The organism is Campylobacter hominis ATCC BAA-381 (assembly GCF_000017585.1).
Taxonomy (GTDB): domain Bacteria; phylum Campylobacterota; class Campylobacteria; order Campylobacterales; family Campylobacteraceae; genus Campylobacter_B; species Campylobacter_B hominis.
Genome location: NC_009714.1, coordinates 645166 through 671272 on the forward strand (window position 1 = coordinate 645166; position 26107 = coordinate 671272).

At 32.6% G+C, this 26107-nt stretch carries 28 protein-coding genes; 14 read left to right on the forward strand and 14 right to left on the reverse strand.

The window, feature by feature from the left end; genetic code table 11:
- The first annotated feature begins 4 nt into the window (after positions 1-4).
- The 3 genes from CHAB381_RS03330 (at position 5) to CHAB381_RS03340 (ending at position 2696) form a co-directional block, all read left to right on the forward strand.
- Positions 5-1321: a sodium:solute symporter family protein gene (locus CHAB381_RS03330; protein WP_012108569.1), complete on the forward strand. Its 1317-nt coding sequence runs from the start codon at positions 5-7 to the stop codon at positions 1319-1321.
- On the forward strand, positions 1296-2129 hold the full coding sequence (locus CHAB381_RS03335; protein ID WP_012108570.1) for a thiamine-phosphate kinase: 834 nt from the start codon (positions 1296-1298) through the stop codon (positions 2127-2129). The genes CHAB381_RS03330 and CHAB381_RS03335 overlap by 26 nt, the downstream gene beginning before the upstream one ends.
- 132 nt (positions 2130-2261) lie before the next feature.
- Entirely contained in the window at positions 2262-2696 is a 435-nt protein-coding gene (locus tag CHAB381_RS03340) for a site-specific DNA-methyltransferase (protein WP_012108571.1), read from the forward strand.
- A 736-nt stretch (positions 2697-3432) separates the two neighbouring features.
- Here the strand turns inward: CHAB381_RS03340 and CHAB381_RS03345 are convergent.
- The 6 genes from CHAB381_RS03345 to mnmG all read right to left on the reverse strand — a co-directional run bounded on the left by CHAB381_RS03345 (position 3433) and on the right by mnmG (position 9830).
- Positions 3433-4179: a pseudouridine synthase family protein gene (locus CHAB381_RS03345; RefSeq protein WP_012108572.1), complete on the reverse strand. Its 747-nt coding sequence runs from the start codon at positions 4177-4179 to the stop codon at positions 3433-3435.
- Positions 4163-5302, reverse strand: a complete 1140-nt coding sequence (gene waaA / locus CHAB381_RS03350) for a lipid IV(A) 3-deoxy-D-manno-octulosonic acid transferase (protein ID WP_012108573.1) — start codon at positions 5300-5302, stop codon at positions 4163-4165. The genes CHAB381_RS03345 and waaA overlap by 17 nt, the downstream gene beginning before the upstream one ends.
- A complete protein-coding gene (locus CHAB381_RS03355; protein ID WP_012108574.1) occupies positions 5302-6006 on the reverse strand; it encodes a zinc ribbon domain-containing protein in 705 nt (234 codons plus the stop codon). The genes waaA and CHAB381_RS03355 overlap by 1 nt, the downstream gene beginning before the upstream one ends.
- A gap of 9 nt (positions 6007-6015) precedes the next feature.
- Entirely contained in the window at positions 6016-6744 is a 729-nt protein-coding gene (locus tag CHAB381_RS03360) for a Nif3-like dinuclear metal center hexameric protein (RefSeq protein WP_012108575.1), read from the reverse strand.
- A 12-nt stretch (positions 6745-6756) separates the two neighbouring features.
- Entirely contained in the window at positions 6757-7662 is a 906-nt protein-coding gene (gene glyQ / locus CHAB381_RS03365; protein WP_012108576.1) for a glycine--tRNA ligase subunit alpha, read from the reverse strand.
- A gap of 245 nt (positions 7663-7907) precedes the next feature.
- Positions 7908-9830, reverse strand: a complete 1923-nt coding sequence (gene mnmG, locus CHAB381_RS03375; RefSeq protein WP_012108577.1) for a tRNA uridine-5-carboxymethylaminomethyl(34) synthesis enzyme MnmG — start codon at positions 9828-9830, stop codon at positions 7908-7910.
- A 77-nt stretch (positions 9831-9907) separates the two neighbouring features.
- On the opposite strand from mnmG, the gene bioB reads away from it, so the two are divergent.
- From bioB to CHAB381_RS03390, 3 genes are read left to right on the forward strand one after another with little or no spacing between them, the layout of a single operon-like run.
- Entirely contained in the window at positions 9908-10882 is a 975-nt protein-coding gene (gene bioB, locus CHAB381_RS03380; RefSeq protein ID WP_012108578.1) for a biotin synthase BioB, read from the forward strand.
- Entirely contained in the window at positions 10875-11489 is a 615-nt protein-coding gene (locus tag CHAB381_RS03385; RefSeq protein WP_012108579.1) for a riboflavin synthase, read from the forward strand. Before bioB ends, CHAB381_RS03385 begins: the two co-directional genes overlap by 8 nt.
- Positions 11453-12199 carry a polyphenol oxidase family protein gene (locus CHAB381_RS03390; protein ID WP_012108580.1) on the forward strand — a complete coding sequence of 249 codons (747 nt, stop codon included), beginning with the start codon at positions 11453-11455 and terminating at the stop codon, positions 12197-12199. Before CHAB381_RS03385 ends, CHAB381_RS03390 begins: the two co-directional genes overlap by 37 nt.
- Positions 12200-12581: 382 nt before the next feature.
- Here the strand turns inward: CHAB381_RS03390 and rpoD are convergent, their stop codons facing one another.
- The gene (gene rpoD, locus CHAB381_RS03395) at positions 12582-14456 is read right to left on the reverse strand and encodes an RNA polymerase sigma factor RpoD (protein WP_012108583.1); all 1875 of its coding nucleotides are present in this window, start codon (positions 14454-14456) and stop codon (positions 12582-12584) included.
- A 133-nt stretch (positions 14457-14589) separates the two neighbouring features.
- On the opposite strand from rpoD, the gene CHAB381_RS03400 reads away from it, so the two are divergent.
- The 8 genes from CHAB381_RS03400 to CHAB381_RS03435 all read left to right on the forward strand — a co-directional run bounded on the left by CHAB381_RS03400 (position 14590) and on the right by CHAB381_RS03435 (position 20531).
- Entirely contained in the window at positions 14590-15222 is a 633-nt protein-coding gene (locus CHAB381_RS03400; protein ID WP_012108584.1) for a trimeric intracellular cation channel family protein, read from the forward strand.
- Positions 15219-16379 (forward strand): aspartate aminotransferase family protein, encoded by a 1161-nt coding sequence (locus CHAB381_RS03405; RefSeq protein ID WP_012108585.1) that lies wholly within the window; start codon positions 15219-15221, stop codon positions 16377-16379. Before CHAB381_RS03400 ends, CHAB381_RS03405 begins: the two co-directional genes overlap by 4 nt.
- The gene (locus CHAB381_RS03410; protein WP_012108586.1) at positions 16369-17328 is read left to right on the forward strand and encodes an SAM-dependent methyltransferase; all 960 of its coding nucleotides are present in this window, start codon (positions 16369-16371) and stop codon (positions 17326-17328) included. The genes CHAB381_RS03405 and CHAB381_RS03410 overlap by 11 nt, the downstream gene beginning before the upstream one ends.
- A gap of 1 nt (position 17329) precedes the next feature.
- A complete protein-coding gene (locus CHAB381_RS03415; protein ID WP_012108587.1) occupies positions 17330-17665 on the forward strand; it encodes a hypothetical protein in 336 nt (111 codons plus the stop codon).
- The gene (gene rsmD / locus CHAB381_RS03420) at positions 17658-18239 is read left to right on the forward strand and encodes a 16S rRNA (guanine(966)-N(2))-methyltransferase RsmD (RefSeq protein WP_012108588.1); all 582 of its coding nucleotides are present in this window, start codon (positions 17658-17660) and stop codon (positions 18237-18239) included. Before CHAB381_RS03415 ends, rsmD begins: the two co-directional genes overlap by 8 nt.
- Positions 18236-19000, forward strand: a complete 765-nt coding sequence (locus CHAB381_RS03425) for a TIGR02757 family protein (RefSeq protein WP_012108589.1) — start codon at positions 18236-18238, stop codon at positions 18998-19000. The genes rsmD and CHAB381_RS03425 overlap by 4 nt, the downstream gene beginning before the upstream one ends.
- A gap of 13 nt (positions 19001-19013) precedes the next feature.
- A complete protein-coding gene (locus CHAB381_RS03430; protein ID WP_012108590.1) occupies positions 19014-19778 on the forward strand; it encodes a TSUP family transporter in 765 nt (254 codons plus the stop codon).
- 66 nt (positions 19779-19844) lie between these two features.
- Positions 19845-20531 (forward strand): F0F1 ATP synthase subunit A, encoded by a 687-nt coding sequence (locus tag CHAB381_RS03435; RefSeq protein WP_012108591.1) that lies wholly within the window; start codon positions 19845-19847, stop codon positions 20529-20531.
- Between the two features lie 49 nt (positions 20532-20580).
- On the opposite strand, the gene lolA is transcribed toward CHAB381_RS03435, so the two are convergent.
- From lolA to mobB, 7 genes are read right to left on the reverse strand one after another with little or no spacing between them, the layout of a single operon-like run.
- Positions 20581-21087 carry a LolA-like outer membrane lipoprotein chaperone gene (gene lolA, locus CHAB381_RS03440; RefSeq protein WP_012108592.1) on the reverse strand — a complete coding sequence of 169 codons (507 nt, stop codon included), beginning with the start codon at positions 21085-21087 and terminating at the stop codon, positions 20581-20583.
- Between the two features lie 47 nt (positions 21088-21134).
- Positions 21135-21539, reverse strand: a complete 405-nt coding sequence (locus tag CHAB381_RS03445; RefSeq protein ID WP_012108593.1) for a hypothetical protein — start codon at positions 21537-21539, stop codon at positions 21135-21137.
- Between the two features lie 8 nt (positions 21540-21547).
- The gene (locus CHAB381_RS03450) at positions 21548-22540 is read right to left on the reverse strand and encodes a hypothetical protein (RefSeq protein WP_012108594.1); all 993 of its coding nucleotides are present in this window, start codon (positions 22538-22540) and stop codon (positions 21548-21550) included.
- Positions 22541-24457, reverse strand: a complete 1917-nt coding sequence (gene metG, locus CHAB381_RS03455) for a methionine--tRNA ligase (RefSeq protein WP_012108595.1) — start codon at positions 24455-24457, stop codon at positions 22541-22543.
- Positions 24458-24466: 9 nt separating this feature from the next.
- On the reverse strand, positions 24467-24673 hold the full coding sequence (locus CHAB381_RS03460) for a hypothetical protein (protein ID WP_012108596.1): 207 nt from the start codon (positions 24671-24673) through the stop codon (positions 24467-24469).
- Complete coding sequence (locus CHAB381_RS03465) at positions 24666-25508, reverse strand: class 1 fructose-bisphosphatase (protein WP_012108597.1); 843 nt, start codon at positions 25506-25508, stop codon at positions 24666-24668. The genes CHAB381_RS03460 and CHAB381_RS03465 overlap by 8 nt, the downstream gene beginning before the upstream one ends.
- Before the next feature lie 40 nt (positions 25509-25548).
- Positions 25549-26025, reverse strand: a complete 477-nt coding sequence (gene mobB / locus CHAB381_RS03470) for a molybdopterin-guanine dinucleotide biosynthesis protein B (protein WP_012108598.1) — start codon at positions 26023-26025, stop codon at positions 25549-25551.
- Between the last annotated feature and the right edge of the window lie 82 nt (positions 26026-26107).

The following is a 26107-nucleotide window of genomic DNA, read 5'->3' on the forward strand; positions in this document are numbered from 1 at the left end:
AAATATGATTATTTTGATTATTTATGCTGTTTTTCTTTTCGGTATAGGTTTTTGGGATTTTAGAAAAAAAGACGGGCTTGAGGGATTTTTAGTGGCAAATCGTAGTGCAAATGCCACTAAAATCGGATTTTCAATTATGGCGAGCTGTATCGGAGCCAGCGCTACGATAGGACTTGTGGCCAATGTGGCGAAATTCGGATTTCCTGCTATTTGGTGGCTTTTAGCAGGAGCTTTCGGACTTAGCATTTTGGCATTTGTTTTTGCTAAAAAACTTCGTAAAACCGGCGCTTTGACACTTCCGCAGATTTGCGAAGTATATATTTCAAAAGAGGCGAGAAAAATAAGCGCCGTCATTATAACTATCGCGTGGTTTGCCATTTTAGCGGCTCAATTTATCGCAACAGGTAAAATTTTAGCGGCTTTTGATGTAAATAACGGTGTAATTATAGGCGCTATCGTTATCGTCATCTACACGATGCTTGGCGGTCAAAAAAGCGTAATTAAAAGCGACGTTTATCAGTATTTAATCGTTATTATAAGTTTGATTGCAGTGCTTATCTGGATGTTGATGCAGCCCGTTAATCTTTTTTCAAATTTAAAAATCGAGTTTGTGAATGACAAATTCGGCTACGATTTGATTTTTTACTATTTGCTGATTCAAGGGCTTGTTTATATCATAGATCCTGCGCTTTTTTCGCGCATTTTTAGTGCAAAAGACGAAAATACCGCGTTTAAAGGCGCGATTTTTGGCGTAGCCGGAATGGTTTTTTCAGCATTTTTGATCGTTATTATCGCTTTCGGAACAATTTCTTTAAATGATTCAAAAAGTGGAGAATTGCTTACAACGACGCTTTTTAATGCACTTCCGCCGGTACTTGGAATTTTGCTTCTTTTAGGACTTCTTAGTGCCATTATAAGTTCGGCCGATACCTGTCTGATTACAGCTTCAAGCATATTTTGTTATGATGTTTTAAAAAGCGAAAATATCAAAATTCACAGAGTATTTGTTTTGATTTTTGGAGCGATTTCATATGTTTTAACTATTTTTGGTGAAGAATTCGGCATACTGGATTATCTATTCGCTGCAAATGATATTTTTGCGACGGGCGTTGTTACGGCACTGTTTTTTGCCATTATTTTTAACGGTAAAACGGATAAAAATATAATGTTGCTTGCTATGGTTTGCGGTGGAGCTTGCGGGCTTACAGCAGCAATCAGCGGTGATAAAATTTATAGTTTTATCGGCGTTTTTACGGCAAGCTTTTTTAGTATTTTAGCATTTTTAAGGGTAAAATTTGGACAAAGAAAGATATATATTTGAGAAATTTTCAGATAAAAAAAACGGAGATGACGGGGCTCTCGTAGGAAAATGGGTTTTTAGCAAAGATTTATTTGTTCAAAATATCCATTTTAAGAGATCTTGGCTTAGTTTAAGACAAATTGCCGTAAAAAGTATGCTTGTAAATATTTCGGATGCCGTCGCTATGAATGCGCGCCCGAAATATGCACTTTTAGGACTTGAGTTGCCAAAAGAGATCGGCATTAGCGAGATTGACGAACTTTGCGGCGGTTTTTTGGATATTTGCAAAAAATTTAATATAAAAATTATCGGCGGTGATACGATTAGCGGCGATAGAATTTCTATTTCGGTTACAATTATATCAAAGACAAAAAAAGCCGTTTTTAGAAAAGGCGCCAAAATAGGTGATTTTATAGCTTTTACAGGAAATTTGGGAAGCGTGATTAAAGATTTCGGAATTTTGGAAAATGGCGGAAAAATAGATGAAAACTCAAAATTTATAACACCTGATTTAAAATCTGATTTTTTTTATAAAGCTGCCAAATTCACTACTTCCGCGATGGATATCAGTGACGGACTCAGTCAGGATCTTTCGCGTCTTTTAGAAAAAAACGGCGCCGGAATAAAATTTTTAAAAAATTTAAGCAAAGATGAGCTTTTTAGCGGCGAAGAATATGAAATTTTATTTACTTTTGCAAAGAAAAACAGAGATAAAATTCTAAAAATCGCTAAAAAAACAGCGACTAAAATCACAATTTTCGGCGAAATAGCGGAACTTAGCGCCGATACGAAATTTAGTGATTTATCGAAAAAGCACCATTTTGAATGATCGGATTTTTAAATTTTAAAATTTAGTATCTTAAATTTTATTTGAAGTTTAAATAGTTTTTCATCAGATATGAAAAGTGAGAATAATTTTGAAATTTCTGATACAATTTGCATATTTTAAAAAGGAAATAAAATGGATATAAAAAATTTAGAAAATTTGCTTAAAAATGAATCCTGTTTTTTAAGTAGTGATGGCAAACTTCTAAAATCAAAAATAAAAGAGTGTGCACTTAAATATGATAAAATTTTGATAGATTTACTCATAAACAGCAAATTTAAAGAGCTATTTTTTGAAAAACTGCAAAATGATATTTGGATTTTCAAACAAAAAACTTTTATTGATTATATAGATGATAAAAATTTCCTGCTTGACAGTTATACAAAATTCAGTAACAAAATCGGTCTTAGCGTTTCAAATAAATTTTTGTCACGAAATGATGATGTGGTGCTTAGTTTTCCATTCAAAGACTGCGTTTTAAAAGGGGACCAAAGCAGAGATGACGATAAAAATAATGAGTTGTTTTTTAACGAAATTTTGGCGAGAGATGAAATAAACCATTTTTTATAGAACCTAAAGGCAACAATTTTCTAAAGCAGGATAATTGGAAAAATAGTTTTTTACTTAATATAGAATCTAATTTTGAAATTGACGATAAGAATTTTAAAATAATCGGAGTGAAATTTTATAATAAAGCAAATGAAAATGATTTTATAGATGATTTTAAAAGTAAAATTAATATTTTTTGCCGTTGAAATTTATTATTTTTAAAAAATCAGCGATAAAAATAAAAATATTTTTATCGCAATATAATAGATTAATTTACTTTAAATTTTCCGTTAAAATTTTCTATTATTAAGCTTGATATAACTATACTGCGCGGATTTCAGTATTATCTCAAAAAATTTATTTTTACAATCTTTTACTTTAAAATTTTATTCAGTGTCAATTAAACCAAAATGTTAAAATTTATTTAAAACGGCTATTTGGCAAAAAAACTGAATTAAATTTCAATACGGAAAGTTTTTATCCATTTTACAAAGTGATTTTTATCAGTTTTCACTAGATTTAGACATTTTTTCACACTTTATTAAAATTTCAATTTATTTGATTTTCTTAAATACTTTAAATTTTAAATATTTTTGTCGTTTTTCATTAAGATAAAAAGTCAAATTTCTTTGATTTTAGTTTCTAAAAATCTGAAAGATTTTCGTTTTTAAAATCAGTTTAAATTTAAAATGCCGACGAAATTTCAATATTAAAATTATTAAAATAAATTAAATTTCAGATTTTTATATTTGAAAACTTAAATTTCTTTTCCTATTTCAAATCCGAATACGTTAAAATCGTTTGGAATTTTTGCGCGAAATTTTAAGTCTAGAAGTTCAAGTTCATAAGCGTGTAAAAACATTCTTTTCGAGCTGTTTTTGGCGTATTTTTCATCGCCTATTATTCCAAATCCGGCGTTTGAGAGATGAACTCTTATCTGATGAGTTCTACCTGTATCAATTTCTATTTTCACAAGAGATTTTTTACCGCTTATCATCAGTGGAAAAATGCGCGTGATCGCGCTTTTGCCGTGAGGCGAAATCCTTGAAAATGCACCTGTTTTTCCTTTAATCGTTAAAATCGGCTCATCAAATTCCATCTCTTCGCTGACAATGCCCTGAACGATTGCGATATATGTTTTTTTAACGCGCATATTTTTAAATTCTTTTATGGCACGCTCTTTAAATTCTTCATTTTTATAAAGCAGCACAATGCCGCTTGTTTCTTTATCAAGGCGATTTAGAAGTTTAAATTTAAAAATTTTTTCCAATTTTTCACTTACAAAAAAAGGCGGCTTATTTACTACTAAAATATCGTCATTTTCAAATACGATAGCCGGTTTTGCAACTTTTTGCACGCTGAATTTTGTATTTTCACTCATTTCGGCTCGCGCAACCTTTAGAATTTGTCCCTTTGCGCTCACCAGACCCGCATCAATCAAGTCTTTTGCTTCATTATTTGAAATATTTTCCTGTTTAGCTAAAAGTTTATATGCTTTTTCCATTTTTTTCCTCGATTATTTTTTTGATTTCGTCTAAATTTGATATGTTTAAAATTTCACTGCGACGCGATTTTTTTATGGCTTTTGAAATTTCAGTCGCTTCACAAATTTCTATGTTTTTTACAATTCCATAAAGCGCTTTTTGGTTATAAAAATATTTTCCGCTTATGATTTTTGCGCCAAAATATGCAGGCTCAATAGGATTGTGTCCGCCTACATTATTTACAAAACTGCCGCAAAGTATCACGACATCGGCAATAGCGTAAAAATTTACAAGTTCGCCCAACGTATCAAGCAAAATACACTCGCTTTTTAAATCTGAATTTTGACTGAATTTTTCAAATTTAAGAGCATTTTTTTTTGCATATTTTGCTAAAATTTCGCCAGCTTTTTTAAATCTTTCAGGATGTCTTGGCGCTAAGATAATTTTATCGTTTTGATTTATTTCAAGGTTGTTTAAAACAAGTTCTTCTTCGCCTTCGTGCGTACTTGCGATGACTATTAAACGCTCTTTGAATTTGGCATAATTTTTAGTCGGCTTACTGAAATTCGCACTTTTTATATTTCCTGTAATTTTAATATTTTCAGCTCCCAAAATTTCAAGACGTAATGCGTCTTTATCGCTTTGAGCCAGCACCAAATCAATATTTTCAAATACTTTTTTATAATAAAACTTAAAAAATTTATATCTTTTAAAACTTCTATCACTCATTCTGGCATTTAAAAGCACTACAAATGTGCCGTTTTTTTTTGCACTGCGGACTAAATTCAGCCAAAGTTCGGCTTCAAAAATTACTAAAATTTCGGATTTTTTTAACCAAAACGGCAAAAAATTTTCAAACGGCAAAAAACGCACATTTTTGCAAAATTTCAAGGCCGCGTTAAATCCGGTCGCTGTTATTACGGAAACACTGAAATCGTTAAATTTCAAAGCTAAGTTTTTAATCGCTACAGCTTCGCCTAAGCTGCAAACGTGAAAATGAATTTTAGCGGGTTTTAAAGGTGGATTTTTTATTAAAAAAAATCTTGCAGGCAAGCTTTTGCGGTATTTACGCGCCATACTTGCCAAAAGTAAAAACGGCGCAGCCAAAAGCCACGCCAAAAAAGTGAAAAGTGTGTAGAACACTAGGCTTCTTTATATAAAATTCTGCCGCAATACGGGCAGGTTACGATATCGTCGCTTTTTACGACGGCTGAATAAGTTTTATCGTTTATTTTCATAAAACAGCCGTAGCAGGCTTGTTTACGTACAGGTACAACAGCTGTATTTCCAGCCCACTTGCGTATTTTTTCGTAAAATACAACAATTTTTTCATTTACATCTTTTAATAATTTTTCTTTTTGCACGCCGACTTTGTTTTTATCTTTTTCTATTTTTTCAAGTTTGCCTGATACACTTTTTTCAAGCTCTTTATACTCTTTTTCAAGCTCTGTTTTTTTGGCTTCAAGCTCTGTTTTTTCTTCGCTTTTGCGATCTTTTAAACTTTCAAATCGTTCAATTTCCTCGTTTGCGGCTTCAAGTTGTTCTTTTGCTATTTCTTCTTCCACGCTTAGCGCTTTTAACTCTTTTTCAGTTTTTATCGAGTTTGATTTTTTGTTTGCATGTTTGATTTTTGTTGCAAATTCGCTGATATGAGCATTTGTTTGCACGATTTCGTTTTTTAAATCGGCTATTTGAGCTTCTATGTTTTGCATATCGTTATTTATTTCATCTATTTGAGATTTTTTTGCTTTTAGTGTCGCATTTACTTTTTTTATTTCCGGCTCAAAAGAATCGAGTTTTTTATCAAATTCACTGAGTTGGACCAGTTGTTCTAAATATTTATTCATAATTTTCCTTTAAATGTATTGAAATGGATTTTTTGAATTGCTAATTATAACTTGACTTTTAAATTTTTGCAAGAAAGGTGCGAGAGAGAGCCCAAAATAGCGCTCACTTTCAAAATGGTTGATGTCGATTAAACTAATCCTGTTTTCCAGACTTTGCAAAGCTGTGTGATATTTCAAATCTCCCGTTATAAAACAATCAATGTCTAAATCATCAAGCAGCTCGCTTCCACTTCCGGTGCAAAACGCGATAGTTTTTATCTTTTTTTTGCTGTCCGTAACGCGTAGATTTTCAAGCTCGAATTTCTCTTTTACATCTTTGCAAAGCGCGCTGAAACTTTCAAAAGGAGATCGCATAAATATTAAAAAATCTTTCTTGTCATAAATTTCATAACCTAAAATTTTTGTGGCTACGAATTGATTTAGCACGCATTTATCAAAATTCGTATGTACGGATATCAAAGATATATTTTTCTTTATCATTTTATATATTAAATTTCCTGGAAATTTTAGCGGATTTATAACTTTTATGCCACCAAAAATCAACGGATGGTGCGTTATAAAAAGCGAATTTTCCTCAGCATTTTCAATCAAATCGCTGTCCAAATCAAGACTAAGATAAATTTTGCCTTTTATCTGTGTATTCATTTCACCAAGCAAAAGTCCGCTGTTATCCCAATTCTCCTGCATTTCAAACGGTGCAACACTGTTTAAAATTTCATAAATTTCAGCTATTTTCATACATTTCCTTTTTTATCTTTTTTTTGATGAAATTTGAGCTGAATTTTTGCTGTAAGCAAGCGCACATCCTTTGGCAAGTTCTCTGATTTTTAAGATATAATCTTGTCTTTGAGTCACAGAAATCGCGCCTCTTGCATCCAAAACGTTGAATGTGTGAGCTGCAAGCATACAATAATCATATGCAGGAAGTGCTAAACCATCCAATTCGACGCCGTCTTTAATATATTTTTGCTCTAAAATTCTTTTACACTCTTTAAAGCAGTTGTCAAATTGCGTAAAAAGCATTTTAGTATCGGCCAGCTCGAAATTGTATTTACTGAATTCAAACTCGCTTTGTTTATGCACATCGCCGTAAAGCACTTTGTGACCGCCGTTATCATCCCAAACGATATCATATACGTTGTCAATATCCTGTAAATACATAGCAAGTCGCTCCAAACCGTATGTAATTTCGCCGCTTATCAGTTCGCAAGGAATGCCGCCTACTTGTTGAAAATATGTAAATTGAGTAATTTCCATACCGTCAAGCCAAACTTCCCAACCAAGCCCCCAAGCGCCAAGAGTTGGGCTTTCCCAGTTATCCTCTACAAATCGTATATCGTGGTTTTTAATATCGAGTCCTAAAATTTCAAGACTTTTCAGATAAAGTTCCTGAATGTTATCAGGACTCGGTTTTAAAATTACTTGAAATTGATAATATGCACCAAGGCGGTTTGGATTTTCACCGTATCTACCATCTGTAGGGCGGCGCGAAGGTGCGACATAAGCCGCTTTCCAAGGTTTTTTACCAAGACTTCTTAAAAAAGTCGCCCAGTGGTAAGTTCCTGCGCCTGCAGGCATATCGTAAGGTTGTACTATAATGCAGCCTTGTTCATTCCAATATTTTTGAAGCGTCAAAATAATCTGTGAAAATGTCATTTTTATCCTTTTTATTTAATTTATAAAGTTTTTTTAAAGCATTTATTTTTTGCGTCGTAAATCTTATGATAAGATAAAATAGAATCTTTACTTTTATTATCGGCGTTTTTAAGGTAATTTACAGCATATTTGATAATTCCTTTAGGTTCAACAATTGCACTTTTGATAAATCTATTTAAAATAGCCTCAATACGCTTTTTAAAAAGATATTTTTTTAAATTTGTAATTTTCGTATTTACCAAATTTTATTTACCTTTAAATTGCTTTATATAAATATGTAAAATATCTATCGCAGCCGGTGTAACTCCGCTTATTTCGCTTGCTGCAAAAAGAGTCGGCGGATTAAATTTGTTTAATTTTTCTATGATTTCGTTGCTAAGACCTGAAATTTTACTGAAATCAAGTTCGGTCGGAATTTTAGTATTAAGCATATTTTTCATCTTTGCGACTTCATCTTTTTGCATTTGAATATAAAAATAATATTTACATTCAGTTAGAATTTCGCTTAGTTCATCGTCGCTAAAATCAACAAACATCGAATCGATTTCTCTAATTTTTTCTGCACTGAAATTTTTGCCGCCTACGATTTTTTGCCAAGTTGTATTTTGGCTGATAGCATCAGCTCCAAGGCTTTTCAGTTTGGCAAGATTTTCTTTATTAGGTGTTATCACGTTGTTTAATAAGAAATTTATACCTTTTTGTATTTGCGCTTTCCGTCTTGAAATTTCATCAAATTCATAGTCTTTTATAAGTCCTATATCATGTCCATATCCTGACAATCTAAAAATTGCGTTATCTTCTCGCAAAAGCAGGCGAAATTCAGCACGCGATGTAAACATTCTGTAAGGCTCTTTTGTCCCTTTTGTAACTAAATCATCAATCAAAACACCGATATAAGCTTCATCTCTTCGTAAAATTAAAGGTGCTTTATTTTGTATGTCAAGAGCGGCGTTTATACCTGCGATTAGCCCTTGTGCCGCGGCTTCTTCGTATCCTGTTGTGCCGTTTATCTGACCTGCCAAATAAAGACCGTTAATTTTTTTTGTTTCAAGCGAATGTTTTAATTCCGTAGGTTCCACAAAATCGTATTCTATCGCATATCCGTGTCTTACAATTTTTGCATTTTCAAAACCCTTAACCGAATGCAAAAACTCTACTTGTACATCATAAGGCAAGCTTGTAGAAAGTCCGTTTAGATAGTATTCACTGGCTTCTGCTGTTTGAGGTTCGACAAATACGTGATGTCTGTCCCTATCTGCAAATTTGTTTATTTTGTCTTCAATACTTGGGCAATATCTTGGCCCAATTCCATGAATTTGTCCTGTAAAAAGTGGAGCGCGATCAAAATTGTTTCTTATTATTTCGTGCGTTTTTTCATTTGTGTAAGTTATATAGCAAGGAATTTGCGTTGGATTAAAATTGCCGTTTTCATCAAAATTTTTACTTAAATTTTTGGTAAATTTTTCAATTTCATTTGCAAAAAATCTTGTTTTAAAGCTGAAAGGGTGAGCTTGTGCATCGCCGTTTTGAAGTTCTAACGCACTAAAATCAATCGTTTTAGCATCAACTCTTGGGCAAGTTCCTGTTTTTAATCTACCCATTTTTAAGCCTAAATTTTTTAAACTTTGACTTAATCTGATGCTTGGAAATTCTCCGACTCTGCCTGCACTTAATTTATTTTCCCCGACATGGATAAGTCCGTTTAAAAAAGTTCCTGTGGTTATTATTAAACGATTTGTTTCATAAACATTTCCCAAATGCGTCTTAACGCCAGTTATTTGGTCATTTTCAGTTAAAATTTCAGTTGCAATTTCTTGCGAAATATTTAAATTAGACGTGTTGAGTAAAACATTTCGCATAAAAATTCTATATCTATCCATATCTATTTGAGCGCGCGAACCGCGAACCGCAGGACCTTTGCTTTCATTTAGAGTTCTGAACTGAATACCTGCAAAATCAGTGCAAACGCCCATTTGACCGCCAAGCGCATCAATTTCTTTTACCAAATGTCCTTTTGCAAGACCGCCGATTGCAGGATTGCAGCTGGCAGCTCCAATCTGTTCCGCTAAAATTGTAATTAAAAGTGTTTTTGCACCCATTCTTGCAGCGGCCAAACACGCTTCTATTCCGGCATGTCCGCCACCTATTACGATTATATCATATTGCATTTTTTTCCTTAAAATCAAAATTTTAATTATATCAAAAATTTAATAAAATTTAGATATAATGAATTAAAGGAAAAACAATGGATTTGCAAAAAATAAAAAATCAAATTTTAGACGGGCGGAATTTATGTATAGAAGATGCTTACGAGCTTGAAAATGCGCCGTTAAATGAACTTTTAGAAGCTGCAAATGAAGTGAGAGCTAAATTTTGCGGAAATTATTTTAACTTTTGCTCCATTATAAATGTAAAATCCGGAAAATGTTCTGAAAACTGCAAATATTGCGCGCAATCGGCACATTTTGATACAAAGTGCGAAATCTACGATATTTTGCCTTTTGAAAAAATTATGCCTCTTGCAAAATTAAATGATGATGCTGGTGTTGCGCGTTTTTCGCTGGTGGCAAGTGGAAAAGGATTACATAAAAAGGATGATTTGCAAAAAGTTATAGAAATTTATAAAAAATTAAAGAGCCATACCAAATTTCATCTTTGCGCCTCTTTCGGTATCGTCAGTAAAGAAATTTTAGCCGAACTTAAAAAATCTGGCGTAAAAACGTATCATCACAATTTGGAAACTTCTCGCAAATTTTTTCCTAAAATTTGCACCACTCATACCTATGATGATCGTATAAATACGATAAAATCAGCACTTTGTGTCGGTCTTGATGTATGTAGCGGCGGAATTTTCGGTCTTGGCGAGAGTTTAAAAGATCGCATTGATATGGCTTATGAACTGAAAAATCTTAAAGTAAGCTCCGTGCCGATTAACATTTTAACTCCTATAAAAGGCACACCGCTTGAAAATTCCGCTCCGCTTTGTGTAGATGAAATTTTGCGTTCTATTGCGATTTTCAGGCTTATTTTACCGCACGTTTTTTTGCGTCTTGCAGGCGGTAGAAATAATCTTAAAAATAGTGTCAAAACAGCGCTAAATGGCGGTATAAACTCAGCAATTACGGGTGATTTTTTGACAACTTGCGGAGATGTCGCGCAAAGTGATAAAAATTTAGTTAGTGAATGCGGATTTGTTTATAAAAAGAGTTTTGATGTTTAACGGGTTGATTAGAGAAATCGCTGAAGTTATAAGTTTTAGTGGAAATTTTTTAAATTTAAAGGCAAAATACAGACCTGATTTAGGTGATAGTATATCTGTAAACGGCGCTTGCTTAAGCGTTGTAAAACTTTTTAACGACGGCTTTTGCGTAGAGCTTTCAGCCGAAACGCGTAAAATTTTGGCATTGGAAAATTTTAAAAATAGAGTTCATATAGAGCCTGCTATGTGTTTAGGAGATCGTATAGACGGGCATTTACTTCAAGGTCATATTGATTTTATAGGCAGTATAACGAAAATAAACAAAAACGAAAACGGCACCGATTTTTTTGTACGTTTAACGCCTGAAGCTATGAAATTTGTAGCAAATAAAGGATCTATCGGAATCGATGGTATCAGTTTAACAATAAATGAAATAATGGATCAAATAAACGAAATTCGCCTTACAATTATTCCGATAACGATGAAAAACACGCTATTTGGTGAGTTTTATATAGGTAGAAAAGTAAATGTAGAAACCGATCTTTTGATGCGATATGTAGCAAGAGCACTAAATTTTAAAAAAGGGTTAACTTGGGAACAGGTCGAGCGATTTTCAAACCTGTTTTAAATACCGAACAAGCTATTTTAGGTTGGAGCAACAAAAATTGCGGAAACTTGGCAATTCACACTAACGGCGATATCAGCAAAGCTTTAAAAAATAGAGAAAATTTGGCTGAAACGCTTAAAATAGTGCCTAGAAATTTAATATTTTTAAATCAAATTCACAGCGATAAAATTTTTATTTTAAATGAGAAAAATTTGGCGTATTATTATAAAATTTTGGAAAATTTTAATGGAAAAAACTTTGAAATCTTTCCTGCATTTGATGCCGTTATTTCAAATTTAAAAGGCGTTTGTGTTTGTGTTTTACTGGCTGATTGCACTCCGATTTTGCTTATTGATGAAGAAAAAGGCGCAGTTGCAGCAATTCATGCCGGCAGAAAAGGTGTGATGCAAAAAATTGTAAGTAAAACGGCACTTGAGATGAGTAAAAATTACGGTTCAAAAATTTGCAATTTACAGGCTTTTATAGGACCGAATATAAAAGGAAGCTGCTATGAAATTTCAGATTTAAATCTCGGTGAGTTTGAAAAATTTCGTTGTGCGCAAAATTTAAGGAATTTTGATATGATTGAAGCTATAAAAGCCGAATTTAGCGCACTTTCAATTACAAAAATACAAATAAGTAAAATTTGTACGCATTGTGATGAGAATTTTTATTCATATCGTAGAAACCATACTAAATCGCGTTTTTGCGCATTTGCAATGTTAAAATAAAAAATAAATTTTTAGCGATTAATTTTATGTCGCATCAATAAATTTTTTAAATCATAAAAATGTATTTTTTAAAAGTTTTAAAAAGATGCGATTATATTCTGTTTTCAAAAGCTGTTTTTATAAAAAATTATCTTAACAAAATTCGTTAATAAATTTAATTTTATTAGAGTAAAAAATCTTTAAATATAAATGTATAGAATTTATAATTTAAGTTTAAAAAAGTGCGAGTTTGAATATAAAATTTCATTAAAGGATAAAAATCCGCGTAGTTATTTCGGTAAAAACTTAAGAGTAAAGTCGATTTAAATTTTATATTTTGTCGGCAATTTAAAATTAGTATTTATAGTGAAATTTTTAAAATTTCACTATAAATTTTTAAAATTCAGCTTTCTATATATTTTTTAAGATCACGGCCGACTTTCGGGTGCTTTAATTTTTTTATGGCGCTTGCTTCGATTTGGCGAACACGTTCGCGAGTTACACTTAGTTCTTTGCCGATTTCTTCCAATGTTCTGTCGCTTTCATCGTCTAAAAGTCCAAATCTCATACGAATTACCGCTCTTTCGCGCTCATTCAATTGATCCAGAACTTTGTCTATTTGTTCTTTCAAATCGTTTTTCAAAATTTGATCAATCGGAGAAATAGTTCCTTTATCTTCTACGAAATCGCCGAATTTTCCGTCGTCTTCGTTACCGACAGGAGCTTCAAGGCTAATCGGTTCTTTTGTTATTTTAATTACCTGTTTGATTTTATCGATGCTAAGCCCAACTTCTTTGGCCAAAATCGTGATATCGGGCTCTTTCCCGTTTTCTTGGACATATTTTCTATTAATTTTATTTATTCTGTTTATAGTTTCAATCATATGGATTGGAATACGGATTGTGCGTGCTTGATCGGCAATTGCACGACTTATTGCCTGACGAATCCACCAGGTAGCATAAGTAGAAAATTTATATCCTTTTCGGTATTCAAATTTATCTACAGCTTTCATAAGTCCGATATTTCCTTCCTGAATTAAATCTAAAAACGGAAGACCTCGATTTGTATAGCGTTTAGCGATGCTTACAACAAGGCGTAAATTAGATTTTGCCATCAAAGATTTTGCTTCATCGGAAATTTTCTTACCGCGTTTTATCTGTTCCAAAATTTGTTTTAAACGATCCGGATCGATGTTAAATCCCTGTTTGCTAGCTTCGCGTGTTTGGAAAAGTCGTTTTATATCCATATATGTTGAAACGGTTGTATTTTCAAATACCATTTGAGAAATTTCATCTTTTGAAAGAGAAATTATATCTTTTAAAATTTCTTCGTGCCTTTTTCTGTGATCAGGCAAGTTTATAAGCGGAATTTTATATTCAAGCCGTTTTAATTCGCGTGCAAATTCGGTATCGCTTTTTAGGGCCTTTTCAATTGATTTTACAATTTCGGTTATCAGTTTGCTGGTAGGTCCCAAATCCATCAATTTTTCTTTTAAGATTTTCTTTTTAAATGTAAGATTTAATTTTTGAAGCAATGTTTTTTTATTCATATCAAAAATATCCGACTTATTTTTGTCAGCATATTTTACCCAGTCTTTTTTTGCTTTTTCAAGCGCTTTAAAGCTTTTCATTACTTTTTCAGCTCTCTTATCATTGCGTCTTGAAATTTTAGCTTTTTTATTTGCCACGTTTTCTTCTTCATTCTCTTCGTCTTCTTCGATTTCTTCTTCGTTTTCTTCTTCTTCATTTTCATCGAAATTTTTGAAAAGTTCTTTTACACGGCGTTCACGGTTTATAAGCGGCTCTTCGTAAGCCAAAATAAAATCAATTAAAAAAGGTACCGAACAAAATGCGTCAATTATGATATCTTCGCCAAGTTCTATTTTTTTACTGATTTCGATTTCTTCTTCTTTTTTTAGCAGATCAACTGCGCCCATTTCTCGTAAATACATACGTACAGGACTATCAGAGCGGCTCCATTCCAAAAGTTCATTATCACTTGCGATATCAAAATCATCGTTTTTTTCAAGCTCGCTTTTCGCTTTTTTTTCACGTTCTTTGATACGCTTTAAATCTTCAATATTTTTTATCTTTGCAATTTCTGCCGACGAAATAAGCTTGATTTTAAAATTTTTCGCCAAATCTTCAATTTTTTTTACTTGAGTGGATGTTGGCGCTTTATCAAAAAATTTAATTAAACGCTCAAAAGTTACATAATTTTTTTGATTTTCACTGAAAAATTTCTCGATTTGACTGAAAATATCTTTGGAAGTCGCCATAAAATAAGCTCCTTTTGTATTTTAAAAAGATTTTACTATACCATATAGTTTATAAATTTTTAATAAATTTATTAAATTTTCAATCAATTTATTATAGAATACAACATTGATTTTAAATAAAAAAGGCATTTAATTGAGCGTAGATATTTTGCTTATTTTAGAAAATATCGGCATCGCCTCGGCTGCAGTGAGCGGATTTTTATTTGCGGTTCGCAAAAAATGCGATTGGCTCGGAATTTTTATAGCTTCTTTTTTGACGGCTTTAGGCGGTGGAATTTTGCGTGATATGATAGTAGGCAGACCGATATATTCATTTACGCATTATTTGCCCGGTTTGAACGTAATTATTATGATTATTTTTTGCGGTGTTATGAAATTTTATAAAGTCAGCAAGCATGAAAAAATCGAAAAAAAGCCGCTTTTTATTATGAGCGATGCCATTGATCTGGTTAGTTTTTCTATTGTCGGTGCGATGGTTGCTTTACATTATGAATATAATATTTTCGGAGTTATTCTGTTGGCATTTTGTAATGGAGCCGGAGGCGGTATTTTACGAGATGTTCTTTTGAATGAAATACCATGGATGCTTCATACCGGGCTTTACGGTACGATAAGTATGCTTGTAGGGTTTATTTATTTTTTTATGGATAAATTTGGCGCTACAAATATATATTTTATTATGTTGCTGTTTACTGCAGGTGTGATTTTCAGGATGTTTGCATATTATAAATCTTGGCATTTGCCGGAAGTGAGGTATGAAAAATGAGTTTTTTGATGAATAACTATGTCAGAGCAGATATTGCTTTTGTGCGTGGTAAAGGCGCTAGAGTTATTGATGATAAAGGACGGGAATTCATTGATTTTGCTGCAGGAATCGGCGTAAATTCTTTAGGACACGCAAATAAAGCTGTTGTAAATGCAATTTGCGAACAAAGCGGTAAAATTCTTCACAGTTCAAATTTATATAGAATTTTGCCTCAAGAAAGAGCGGCGCAAAAGATAAGTGAACTTTTGAAACGCCATACTTATACGTTTTTCTGTAATTCAGGAGCCGAGGCGAATGAAGCCGCTATAAAACTTGCAAGAAAATACGGTACCGAAAATTTCAAAGAAAAAAAATATGAAATTTTAACTCTTAAAAATTCATTTCACGGTCGCACAATGGCTACTTTAAAAGCTACGGGACAAGATAAATTTCATCCTGATATTTTTGCTCCTTATATAGACGGTTTTAAATTTTTTGACGATATTGATGAGATAATTTCAAACATTGATGAAAAAACTGTTGCCGTAATGATAGAACTGATTCAAGGAGAAGGTGGAATAAAGCCGCTTGAAGTGGATAAAGTCGTAAAACTTGCGGAGGTTTTAAAGGAAAAAAATCTACTTTTAATAACCGATGAGGTTCAATGTGGTGTTTATCGCACGGGAGCATTTGCGACGTCTCAAATTTACGGTATAACTCCTGATATTATTACATTTGCAAAAGGTTTGGCCGGCGGCGTTGCTATAGGAGCTTGCGTTTGTGATAAAGACATTTTTGCTCCAGGCGATCACGGTAGCACTTTCGGTGGAAATTTTCTTGCGACAAATACGTCTTTGGCTGTTTTAAATGAGCTTGAAAATTTACAAAAATCAGGCAAACTTGCGCGAAGAATTTCAAGATTTGAAAAAAAACTTAACAAATTGGTTGAGCTTTATCCTGAAATCTTTGAAAAACGCGTCGGCCTTGGACTTATGCAAGGCCTTGTGCTGAAAGATGCAAATAATCTTTCAAAAATTTACACAAATGCCTTAAAACACAGAGTTTTAATTTTAAAAAGCGGAACTGAAACATTAAGATTTTTACCGCCTTTAAATATCAAAAAAAGTGATATTAAAGAGGGAATATCGCGTCTTTGTAAAGCACTTGATGAAATTTAGCGATTATTTTGAGGCGTGGCTGAATGGAAATTATTATGCTAAAGCCACGCCTATCGGTAAAAAAGGCGATTTTTATACTGCTGTAAGCGTAGGCTCGCTTTTTGGAATTTGCATTGCAAAAAGAATTTTGAAATTGGCAAATAATTTTGAAGGTAAAATTTTTATTGTGGAAATCGGTGCAAATGAAGGCTATTTGCTTGCCGACATTATACAAGGAATTTTTACGTTCAGTCCTGAAAGGCTTGCGAATTTTGAGTTTGCGATTATTGAACCGCATGAAAATTTAAGAGACTTACAAAATAAAAATTTTAAAAAAAGATTCGGCGATGAAGTTAAAATTTCGCATTTCAGCTCGTTTGATAAAGCGAAATTTAAAAATGCAATTTTCATAGCAAACGAACTTTTTGACGCCTTTAAATGTGAAATTTTAGACGTTGATAAAATTCTTTTTGTAGAAAATCACAAATATGAATTTAAAAAAGCTGATGATGAAATTTTAGATTTTGCGCAAAAATTCAAAATTAAAAAAGGCGAAATTCCGCTTGGTTATTTTGATTTTGCAAACGATATGCGAAAAAGTGCCGAAAATTTTGCATTTATAGCGTTTGATTATGGTCAAATGCGCGCAAAAAATGATTTTTCGTTAAGAGTTTATAAAAAACATGAAGTCTTTGATTTTTTTGAAATTGAAAATTTAAGTGAATTTTATGGCGTCAGTGATATTACATATGATGTAAATTTTGAAATTTTAAAGGCGGCTTTTGAAGAAAATTCTTCTAAAATGTTTGATTTTAAAAAGCAAAGCACAGCTCTTGTCGATTTTGGCGCCGTAGAAATTTTGGAAATGTTTTTAAAACATTCAAAAACCGCATATGAAAATGCAAAACTTCAATTAAACCACCTGTTAAATGAATTTTCACGTTTTAATATGATAGAGTTTAGGGGGTGAAATGAAAATTTGTGTAAAATGCAGCTGTATCGTGCTTCAAAAGACTTTTGAACTTTTTTTGGATAAATATCTTAGCGATGAAAATGAATGTGATTTTGTCGTTACTGATGATACCGAAAATACGCAAAAGAAGGCATTTTTGGTTGGAGAAAATTCCGCTTATCTAAAGATTCCTTTTTCGCCCGAACAGCTTAAAGATGCCTTGAGCGAATTTTATTTTACAATTCAAAATTCTCAAAATTTCAGCGTGTCAAGCAGTTTGGAAAGTCAAATTTTAGAAAAATTTGAAAATTTTAAAGCCGAAATTTTGGAAATTTTAAGGAAAAATAATGCTTAATGCGGTTATAAGCAGCGGAATTTTTCGCGGGAAAAAACTCACGCTTCCAAGTCTTGCAACTACAAGAAGCACAAAAAATATTGTAAAAGGTTCGTTTTTTGATACGATTCGTTTCAAACTTAGCGGACGCGTTTTTATAGAGTGCTTCGGCGGGAGCGGTGTTATGGCGCTGGAAGCTTTAAGCAACGGTGCAAAAGCTGTAATTGCAATTGAAAAAGATAAAAAAGCTTATGAAATTTTAAAACAAAATTTTATTAAAATTACGGGCGCTGACTTTGGTGAAAATCGCGCGATTTTGGGTGATTGCTTCGAAAAATTACCGCAATGCCTGTCGAAATCGGAAGATGAAATTATTCTTTATTTTGATCCGCCGTTTGAAATCAGGCGAGGATTTGATGGAATTTATGATAAAATTTTGACTTTAATGGCCGATGTAAGCGAATTTAAAAATGTAAAAATGATTTGTATTGAGCATATGAGCAAGATTAAAATTCCAAGCGAAATTGCTGATTTTGAATGTATAAAAATGCGTAAATTCGGGGCTACGAGTTTAAGTTATTTGGAGAGAAAATGAAAAATTTAAAAGAGCTTTTGGATTTTCATGCAAATCTTAAAAATTGTGATGAAAATTTATTTAATGCGCCAGATCCTTTACAAGTGGCAAAAGTGCAAAATAACGATATTATAGCGCTAATTTGCGCTCTTTTCGCTTATGGAAATGCAGGACTTATTGTAAAATTTCTTAAAAAACTTGATTTTGATTTGCTTAAAAAAAGCGATGAAGAAATAAAAAAGTCTATGAACGCTTTGAAATACCGCTTTGAAAATTCTCGCGATACGGCTGAAATTTTTATAACTTTGAAGCGTTTTTCGCAAAATTTCAGTATTGAAGAAGAAATTTTAAAAGGTATGCAAAACAGCGCTCAAATCATTGACGGCATAAATAATTTGATAAAAACGATTTATTCGTTAAATGATTATCGTTCGCAAGGTTATGAGTTTTTTTTCGGTCACACTTTTGAAGACGAACCTAAAAGCCCGTATAAACGCTATAATATGTTTTTGCGCTGGATGGTGAGAGATAGCGACATTGATTTGGGGCTGTTTTCCAAAATCGATAAAAAAGATTTGCTTATTCCGCTTGACGTACATACACACCGTGTCTGCCTTGCTTTAGGACTTTGCAAACGAAAAAGTTATGATTTTAAGTCTGTTATGCAAATCACTCAAAACTTGCGCGAATTTGATGCAAACGATCCGATAAAATATGATTTTGCGCTTTATAGATTGGGTCAAAGCGGCGAAATCGGCGAAATTTTAAAAAATTCAAAATAAAAAAGGTAATAAAATGGAATTTGAGATTTATCACTATATTTTATTTTTTGTAGCCGCTTTTTTCGGCGGCTTTATAGACGCTATCGCAGGCGGAGGAGGGCTTATTTGTTTGCCGGCATTGCTTGCAGCCGGAATTCCGCCACACGCGGCTCTTGCTACAAATAAACTTCAAGGAGTATTCGGCACTTTTACGGCGGCTGCGAATTTTGCAAAAAAAGGTTTTGTAAATTTTTCAGAAATTTGGGTAGGAATATTTTGGACATTCGTAGGAGCCGTCATCGGGACTACTTTGGTGCTTTTCGTAAATGCCAAATTTTTGAATTATATAATTCCTGTTTTGCTTTTTGCAATTTTAATTTATACAATTTTTTCACCGAATCTTGGTGTAAATGAAGTTAAAGCGAAAATGAGTATAAAAGTATTTTATACTGTTTTTGGAGTTGTACTTGGTTTTTACGACGGATTTTTCGGACCAGGAACAGGTTCATTTTGGACTTTTGCACTGATCGGTTTATTGGGACTTGGTATGAAAAAAGCGGTTGCGCATACAAAAGTTTTAAATTTCGTCTCAAATATAGTATCTTTGGCAGTTTTTTTAGTAGGCGGACAAATTTTATGGGTTGTAGGACTTTGTATGGCGGCAGGTCAAATACTTGGCGGATATTTCGGATCGAATCTGGCTATCAAAAAAGATGCAAAATTTATAAAAGCGATATTTCTTTTTGTGGTATTTTTGACGACTTTGAAACTTGTTTATGACTTTTATTTTAAAGCCTGATTTTTAAAGCAAAATTTAACGATTTGTTTGATAAAATACTGAAATTTTTATGTTTAAGGTTTGTTGATGTTAAAAGATATTTTTCTTTTTTGGGGTTCGTTGTTCGGTTATGATCACACGGCGATTTATATTTTTCACTTTCTTTTAGTTGTGGCTATTACGATGTTTATAGCAGTTGCAGTTACTAAATCTATGCGCTTGGTTCCACGTGGTCTTCAAAATATTATCGAGGCATATCTTAGCGGCGTTATAGCGCTTGGTAAGGATGCTATGGGTAGTGAAAAACTTGCAAGAAAATATATGCCGCTTATCGCAACAATCGGTTTTATTGTATTTTTAAGCAATATAATCGGATTAATTCCTGGTTTTGAAGCACCTACAGCCAGTTTAAATCTTACGCTTTCACTTACACTTTGCGTATTTTTTTATTATCATTTTGAAGGTATCAGAGAAAAAGGTTTTATAAAATATTTTGCCGGTTTTTGCGGTCCTGTTAAAGCTATAGCTCCGTTTATGTTTGTGATTGAAGTTATTTCGCATCTTTCGCGAATTATTTCATTATCATTCCGTCTTTTCGGAAATATTAAAGGCGACGATCTGTTTTTACTTGTTATGCTTACACTAGCGCCTGTTTTGGTTCCTATGATACCTTATGCGCTTTTAAGCTTTATGGCTATTTTGCAAGCTTTCATTTTTATGGTTTTAAGTTACGTTTATTTGGCTGGTGCTGTCGTAGTAGACGAAGAACATTAAGATTTTTTATTTTAATACTTGAAGCGCACGTTTTTTTTGTGCGCTTTTTTTATTGGGTTATAATATCAAAATTTTGAGGAATTTTTGGAATAAAAGTTTCGTTTGGAATTTTGCCGTTTTTATCTACATTTGAGAAATTTAATACAATTTTATTATCAAGTTTATCGGTATAGTTTATGCTTTTTAATTTATCATTGTCAAATTTTATAAAATACTCTATTCCGTCAAATTCGGCTTTGTAAGAACCATTTTTTAACTTTGCATTTTTTAAAATTTCAGCAACATTCGGCGCTTCCTGTACTTTTGTCATTATTGCCTGTTCCAATTCAGGTTCGATTATTACGATGCGATCCAAACTGAAATATATATCTTTTAAATTCGGACTTTGATAGTGCCAAAATGTATGATTTTTTGTTGTTTTGAAGTTGCCTGTATATTTTATCATAGCTTCTCCGCTTTGTACGCTTTGAGTAAAATCTGCACTAAGTGTTTCAAAATCAAGCGGACCGGCATTAAGATTTAAAGCGCAAAAAAATAAAACTATTGATTTTTTCATAAATTTCCTTTTAAAATTTGCGGTATTTTAATTTTAAATTGTAAATTTTAAAATTGGCATTTATTTTTATTGGTACTTATTTTCATATAAGTTTTATTATCTTCCAATAGATAAATTTCATCGATTTCTTTGATAAATGTGGAAATCGGCGCATAAATTTCATCATAACAATATAAATCATCTAAAAAGATTTGTTTTATTTGTGAAACTGCTGCAACTTGATCTTTGTTTAGCGGATCAAAGTTTATTTGTTCGCCTTGTTTTAATTTATAAGTAAGTATAAATTTCTCATTTTCACATTTGAAACCGATTAGACTTTCAAAATTTCGGGTATTTTTTGGCAAATTTTGATTGAATTGCTTTGTAAATTTTTGTCCGAACTCACTTTTGCAAAAATCGCTTGAAAAGCACAATAAAGGTAAAAATAAAATTAAAAATTTTAAATTTTTCATTTTCTCTCCTAGAATTTAAGTGAACTTACTGTTTGTTTAAAAGTTGTCAAATTTTGCAAAATTTCATCTTTATCACCGTAAATCAGTGCGTAATGAAATTCACCGATATTTTGCAATGCGCTAAGATTTGAAAATCTAAAGTCTATTTTCAATTCGCCGAAATCTTCGTTCCAAGGAGCGCAAATAACGATATTTGAGCTGAACTCGCTCCTTAAAAACCACGCGGCTTTTACAAAAACATCTTTGTCTTTTTCGACTAAAAATGCGTGATAAGTTTCGCCAAATGGATGAATTTGTAAAAACTTATCTACAAAAATCGGCTCAAAATGAGCTAAACTTTTAGTATCTTTGATTTTAAAAACAATTTTATGTTTGTTTAAAAATGATATTATACCACAAAGTTCAGGTAAAAAAAACCTTGAAATTGATAAATTAGGATAATAAATTTCGTCAAAAATGAAACTTGTAAAAAAAATAGAACCTTTAAAAAGCAGTTCATATTCAAAATTCTGTAAGATTTGTTCAAATTTTCCACCGAAATTTTTCAGTATTATTTCATCGCTGCATAAAAAAATCGTCTCATTTTCAATTTCATAAACATTTAAAAGCAGTTCGGCTTCATTATCAGGAGCAAATATTAATTTTTTTGGAAAACTTAAAATTTTAAATAAATCTTTTTGTAATTCGCTGATTTTCACGAATTTTATACTTTTTAACGCTATGAAATAGGTTATCAGGCGAGAAATTGCAAGATTTATATCATTTACTTTTATGTAGGCGATTTCGTCGTCGCCCGTTAAATCTAAATTTTTATCAAAAATCACCGCATATGCGCCGTTTAAAACAGCTGTTTTTATATCGTTTTGCGTGGCGTTTAAGGCGATAAATGCAAGATTTTTGCAGTTTTTGTGCGGAGTAAAAGTAAAACCGGATATTCTGCTAATCGCAGGCGTTCCTAAAATTTCGCCGAAAACCAGTCTATTTAGATTTAAAATGTCCATTTATCCTATCACAGCTCCATTTTTTGTGTTTGCGTGAGTACCGATTAAAGTAAGTTTTCGTTCGCCATTTTCAGAACTTTCCGCGCTTAAAATCATGCCATCGCTTATGTGTCCGAAAATTTTAGCCGGTTTCAGATTTGTCAATACGCAAACTTGCTTACCGATTAGCGATTTCGCTTCATAAAATTTCGCTATTCCGCTTATGATTTGGCGTGGCGCACTTTCGCCAAGATCTATTTTAAATTTCAATAATTTTTCGCTGCCTTCGATATTTTCGCATTCTAAGACCGTGCCTACTTTTATTTCGCATTTTTTAAAATCATCTATTTTTATTTGTGTCGATTTTTCAGTATTTTGCTCTTTTGTTTTCGCTTCTTCTGTAGGTTTTGCCATTAACTCATGTTCCATTTTATTAAAAAGAGGCTGCGTTTTTTGCGCTAAAAAATCCAGCAATTCGCCATTTACGATAATTTTATTATAAATGGCGGTATTTATTTTAAAATTTAACGCAGTTGCTATTTTTTTTGCAGTTTGCGGCATTGCAGGGCTTAATAACACAGCGACTTTTGCTAAAATATTTGCAACTAAAGCTACAAGCGCGAGCGCTTTTTCATTTTCGCCGTTTTTAATCATTTTCCAAGGTTCATATTTTGTGATACTTGAATTAGCAAGATTTAATGCTTTAAAAAGCTCTTCCAAATACCTGCTCGTAGCTACTTCTTCTAAATTTTCAACAGCATTTTTTAAATAGTTTTTTGTCTCATTCATCTCATCTGCGTAAAATTTCAAAACATCTTTTGAGTTTATTTTAAAATTTGAATATTTTTCGCTCATACCGATGATTCTGTTCAACAAATTTCCCAAATCATTTGCAAGTTCCGAGTTTATGCGTGAAATAATCGCTTTTTGGCTAAAATCGCCGTCTTGTCCGAAAGGAACTTCGCGCAATAGAAAATACCTGAATTGCTCCAATCCGTAAGCATCCGCCACCTCTTTCGGATTTACGACATTGCCTATCGATTTACTCATTTTTTTACCGTCTCTTGTCCACCAGCCATGGGCTGCTATGTGTTTTGGCAGCGGAAGCCCCAAACTCATTAAAAATGCAGGCCAATAAACGGCGTGAAAACGTAAAATATCTTTGCCTACAATATGAATTGTGTCATTCCAAAAATCCATTTTTTCGCCGTTTTGTGTATATCCAAGTGCTGATAGATAATTTATAAGCGCGTCCAGCCATACATACATTACGTGTTTAGGATCATTAAGCTTTTCCGGTAATTTTATACCCCAATCAAAACTCGTTCTTGTGATTGAAAGATCTTTAAGTCCGCTTTTTACGAAGCTTATGACTTCATTTTTTTTGCCACGCGGTAAAATGCAATTTTCTTCATCTTCATACCATTTTAGAAGTCTGTCCGTGTATTTTGACAATCTGAAAAAATAGCTTTCTTCTTTTATAATTTGAGTTTTTTTACCGCAATCAGGGCAATACTCTCCGTCAATCAGTTGCGTTTCAGGGAAAAAACTTTCACAGCTCACACAATAATATCCTTCGTATTCGCCTTTGTAAATATCGCCGTTTGCGAACATAATTTCAAATGCGTTTTGAGCGGTTTTTATATGATATTCATCGGTTGTTCTTATAAAATGATCGTAGCTGATGTCAAAATAATCCCATAAAGAGCGAAATTTCGCACTTACTGCATCGGCATAAATTTTTGGAGAAGTTCCATGTTTTTTAGCGGCTTCTTCTATTTTTTGACCGTGTTCGTCAGTGCCTGTCAGAAAAAATGTCTCGTATCCCTGCAATCTGTAAAAACGTGCCAAAGTATCACAAATAATGGTTGTATAAGCGTGTCCTATATGTGGAATATCATTTACATAATAAATTGGAGTTGTGATAAATTTTTTCATTTTTGTCCTTTAATTTTCAAGTGCCGAGCTGTCGTCGGTTTTTGTGATGTCGATTTTTGTGCCGGCTAATTTGTCAAAAGTCGCTTTTACATAATCTTTTCTTATTTTACATTCTAAAATTTCATCACATTGACTGCAACTTTTGAAATTTTTGTTTTGTCTACATTCAAGCAGTGCTTTGGTTTTTATTTTAAACTCGTTTTCAAGGTTATCCATAAATTTCGTGCAGCCTTTCTATTTCATATTTTGAGCCAAAAAAGCAAGGTGTTGTCTGATGAATTTTTGAAATTTTAATGCTGAATAAACTTTGTGATTTACCGTCGCTTGTGGCGCCGCCGGCTTTTTCATAAATAAATGCGAAAGGTAAAACTTCAAAACTTACACGAAGTTTGCCGTTTGGATGATCGCTTGTGGCCGGATAACTGAAAATCCCGCCTTTTTTCATTAAAATTTGATGTAAATCCGCCACCATTGCACCTGAATATCTTAGTCTGTATCCTTCATCAAAAAGACTTCTTATAAAATTTCTATGAGTTTGACTCCAATTTTTTTGAGTCGCTCCGGTTGCATTTAATTTGCCTTTATTTTCCAATTTAAGTTCATTTATAAATGCAAAATTTCCGTCTTTTTGAAGTCTGTAAAATTTCGGTGCATTTCCGTCTGTAAATACCATTTCAAGGCGCGGACCGTATATTATATAAGCTGCAGCCTTTAAATTTTCAGCTTTGATTTCGTTTTCATAAATTCCGAAAATAGAGCCTACGGCAAAATTTACATCGACCAAAGATGAGCCGTCAAGCGGATCATAAGCTATGATAAACTTAGCGTTTTCGTTAAGCACAAGTTCATCTTCTTTTTCTTCGCTGACAAGAGATTTTACACTTGAAATTTTACGAAATTCGGCTTCTATAATCGAGTCACTCTTTACATCCAGTTTAAGTTGCGTATCGCCTGTCGAGTTTTGATGATTTGTGTAGCCGAAATCCGCATATTTTACTTCTTCGGAGATTTTTTTAGCTATTATTTGCAGTGTTTTAAATATTTCATTCATTTTTTATCCTTTTTTTGTAAAAAATTTTATTTTACTGATTTTATACTTTTTTTGCGTTTTTATTTATCCATTCACAAATGCCTGAATAATCATTTATATCGAAATTTTTTATACCGAAATCACCGTTTAAATCAGTAGCAATTGCATTTGAAAACGGCAAATAACTCTCATCTATTTTATCGCGAAATACGCTAATTCTAGGAAGTGGAAGCGTTTTTAGTCCTTCAACCAGAAGATAATCAAACTCCGCAATCATTGAAATAACCGAGCTTAACTCCATATATTCTTTACAAAAATATGTTGTTCTTTTTGGACTCATCACAACCACATCAGCGCCGATTTCGCTAAATTTAAAACTATCTTTTCCTTCGACATCAAAACTTGCTTTGTCTTTTGGATCGTGTTTTATTATTACAACCTTGTATCCTAAGTCTATAAAGTTTTTTGCTACTTTTCTTATTAAAGTGGTTTTGCCGCTGTTTGACGGACCTGAAAATGCAACTGCAAGTCTTTTCATAAATATCTTTCCTTAAATTTTCGGATTATATCAAATTTAGCCTTTTAAAAACTGAATTTTGATACAATTTTGCGAAATTTTA

Coding starts and splice junctions, on each gene's coding strand:
- CHAB381_RS03330 (WP_012108569.1), top strand. CDS start 5: ATGATTATTTTGATTATTTATGCTGTTTTTCTTTTCGGTATAGGTTTT.
- CHAB381_RS03340 (WP_012108571.1), top strand. CDS start 2,262: ATGGATATAAAAAATTTAGAAAATTTGCTTAAAAATGAATCCTGTTTT.
- CHAB381_RS03345 (WP_012108572.1), bottom strand. CDS start 4,179: ATGGAAAAAGCATATAAACTTTTAGCTAAACAGGAAAATATTTCAAAT.
- CHAB381_RS03355 (WP_012108574.1), bottom strand. CDS start 6,006: ATGAATAAATATTTAGAACAACTGGTCCAACTCAGTGAATTTGATAAA.
- CHAB381_RS03360 (WP_012108575.1), bottom strand. CDS start 6,744: ATGAAAATAGCTGAAATTTATGAAATTTTAAACAGTGTTGCACCGTTT.
- glyQ (WP_012108576.1), bottom strand. CDS start 7,662: ATGACATTTTCACAGATTATTTTGACGCTTCAAAAATATTGGAATGAA.
- mnmG (WP_012108577.1), bottom strand. CDS start 9,830: ATGCAATATGATATAATCGTAATAGGTGGCGGACATGCCGGAATAGAA.
- bioB (WP_012108578.1), top strand. CDS start 9,908: ATGGATTTGCAAAAAATAAAAAATCAAATTTTAGACGGGCGGAATTTA.
- CHAB381_RS03385 (WP_012108579.1), top strand. CDS start 10,875: ATGTTTAACGGGTTGATTAGAGAAATCGCTGAAGTTATAAGTTTTAGT.
- rpoD (WP_012108583.1), bottom strand. CDS start 14,456: ATGGCGACTTCCAAAGATATTTTCAGTCAAATCGAGAAATTTTTCAGT.
- CHAB381_RS03405 (WP_012108585.1), top strand. CDS start 15,219: ATGAGTTTTTTGATGAATAACTATGTCAGAGCAGATATTGCTTTTGTG.
- CHAB381_RS03410 (WP_012108586.1), top strand. CDS start 16,369: ATGAAATTTAGCGATTATTTTGAGGCGTGGCTGAATGGAAATTATTAT.
- CHAB381_RS03415 (WP_012108587.1), top strand. CDS start 17,330: ATGAAAATTTGTGTAAAATGCAGCTGTATCGTGCTTCAAAAGACTTTT.
- rsmD (WP_012108588.1), top strand. CDS start 17,658: ATGCTTAATGCGGTTATAAGCAGCGGAATTTTTCGCGGGAAAAAACTC.
- CHAB381_RS03425 (WP_012108589.1), top strand. CDS start 18,236: ATGAAAAATTTAAAAGAGCTTTTGGATTTTCATGCAAATCTTAAAAAT.
- CHAB381_RS03430 (WP_012108590.1), top strand. CDS start 19,014: ATGGAATTTGAGATTTATCACTATATTTTATTTTTTGTAGCCGCTTTT.
- CHAB381_RS03435 (WP_012108591.1), top strand. CDS start 19,845: ATGTTAAAAGATATTTTTCTTTTTTGGGGTTCGTTGTTCGGTTATGAT.
- lolA (WP_012108592.1), bottom strand. CDS start 21,087: ATGAAAAAATCAATAGTTTTATTTTTTTGCGCTTTAAATCTTAATGCC.
- CHAB381_RS03445 (WP_012108593.1), bottom strand. CDS start 21,539: ATGAAAAATTTAAAATTTTTAATTTTATTTTTACCTTTATTGTGCTTT.
- CHAB381_RS03450 (WP_012108594.1), bottom strand. CDS start 22,540: ATGGACATTTTAAATCTAAATAGACTGGTTTTCGGCGAAATTTTAGGA.
- metG (WP_012108595.1), bottom strand. CDS start 24,457: ATGAAAAAATTTATCACAACTCCAATTTATTATGTAAATGATATTCCA.
- CHAB381_RS03460 (WP_012108596.1), bottom strand. CDS start 24,673: ATGGATAACCTTGAAAACGAGTTTAAAATAAAAACCAAAGCACTGCTT.
- CHAB381_RS03465 (WP_012108597.1), bottom strand. CDS start 25,508: ATGAATGAAATATTTAAAACACTGCAAATAATAGCTAAAAAAATCTCC.
- mobB (WP_012108598.1), bottom strand. CDS start 26,025: ATGAAAAGACTTGCAGTTGCATTTTCAGGTCCGTCAAACAGCGGCAAA.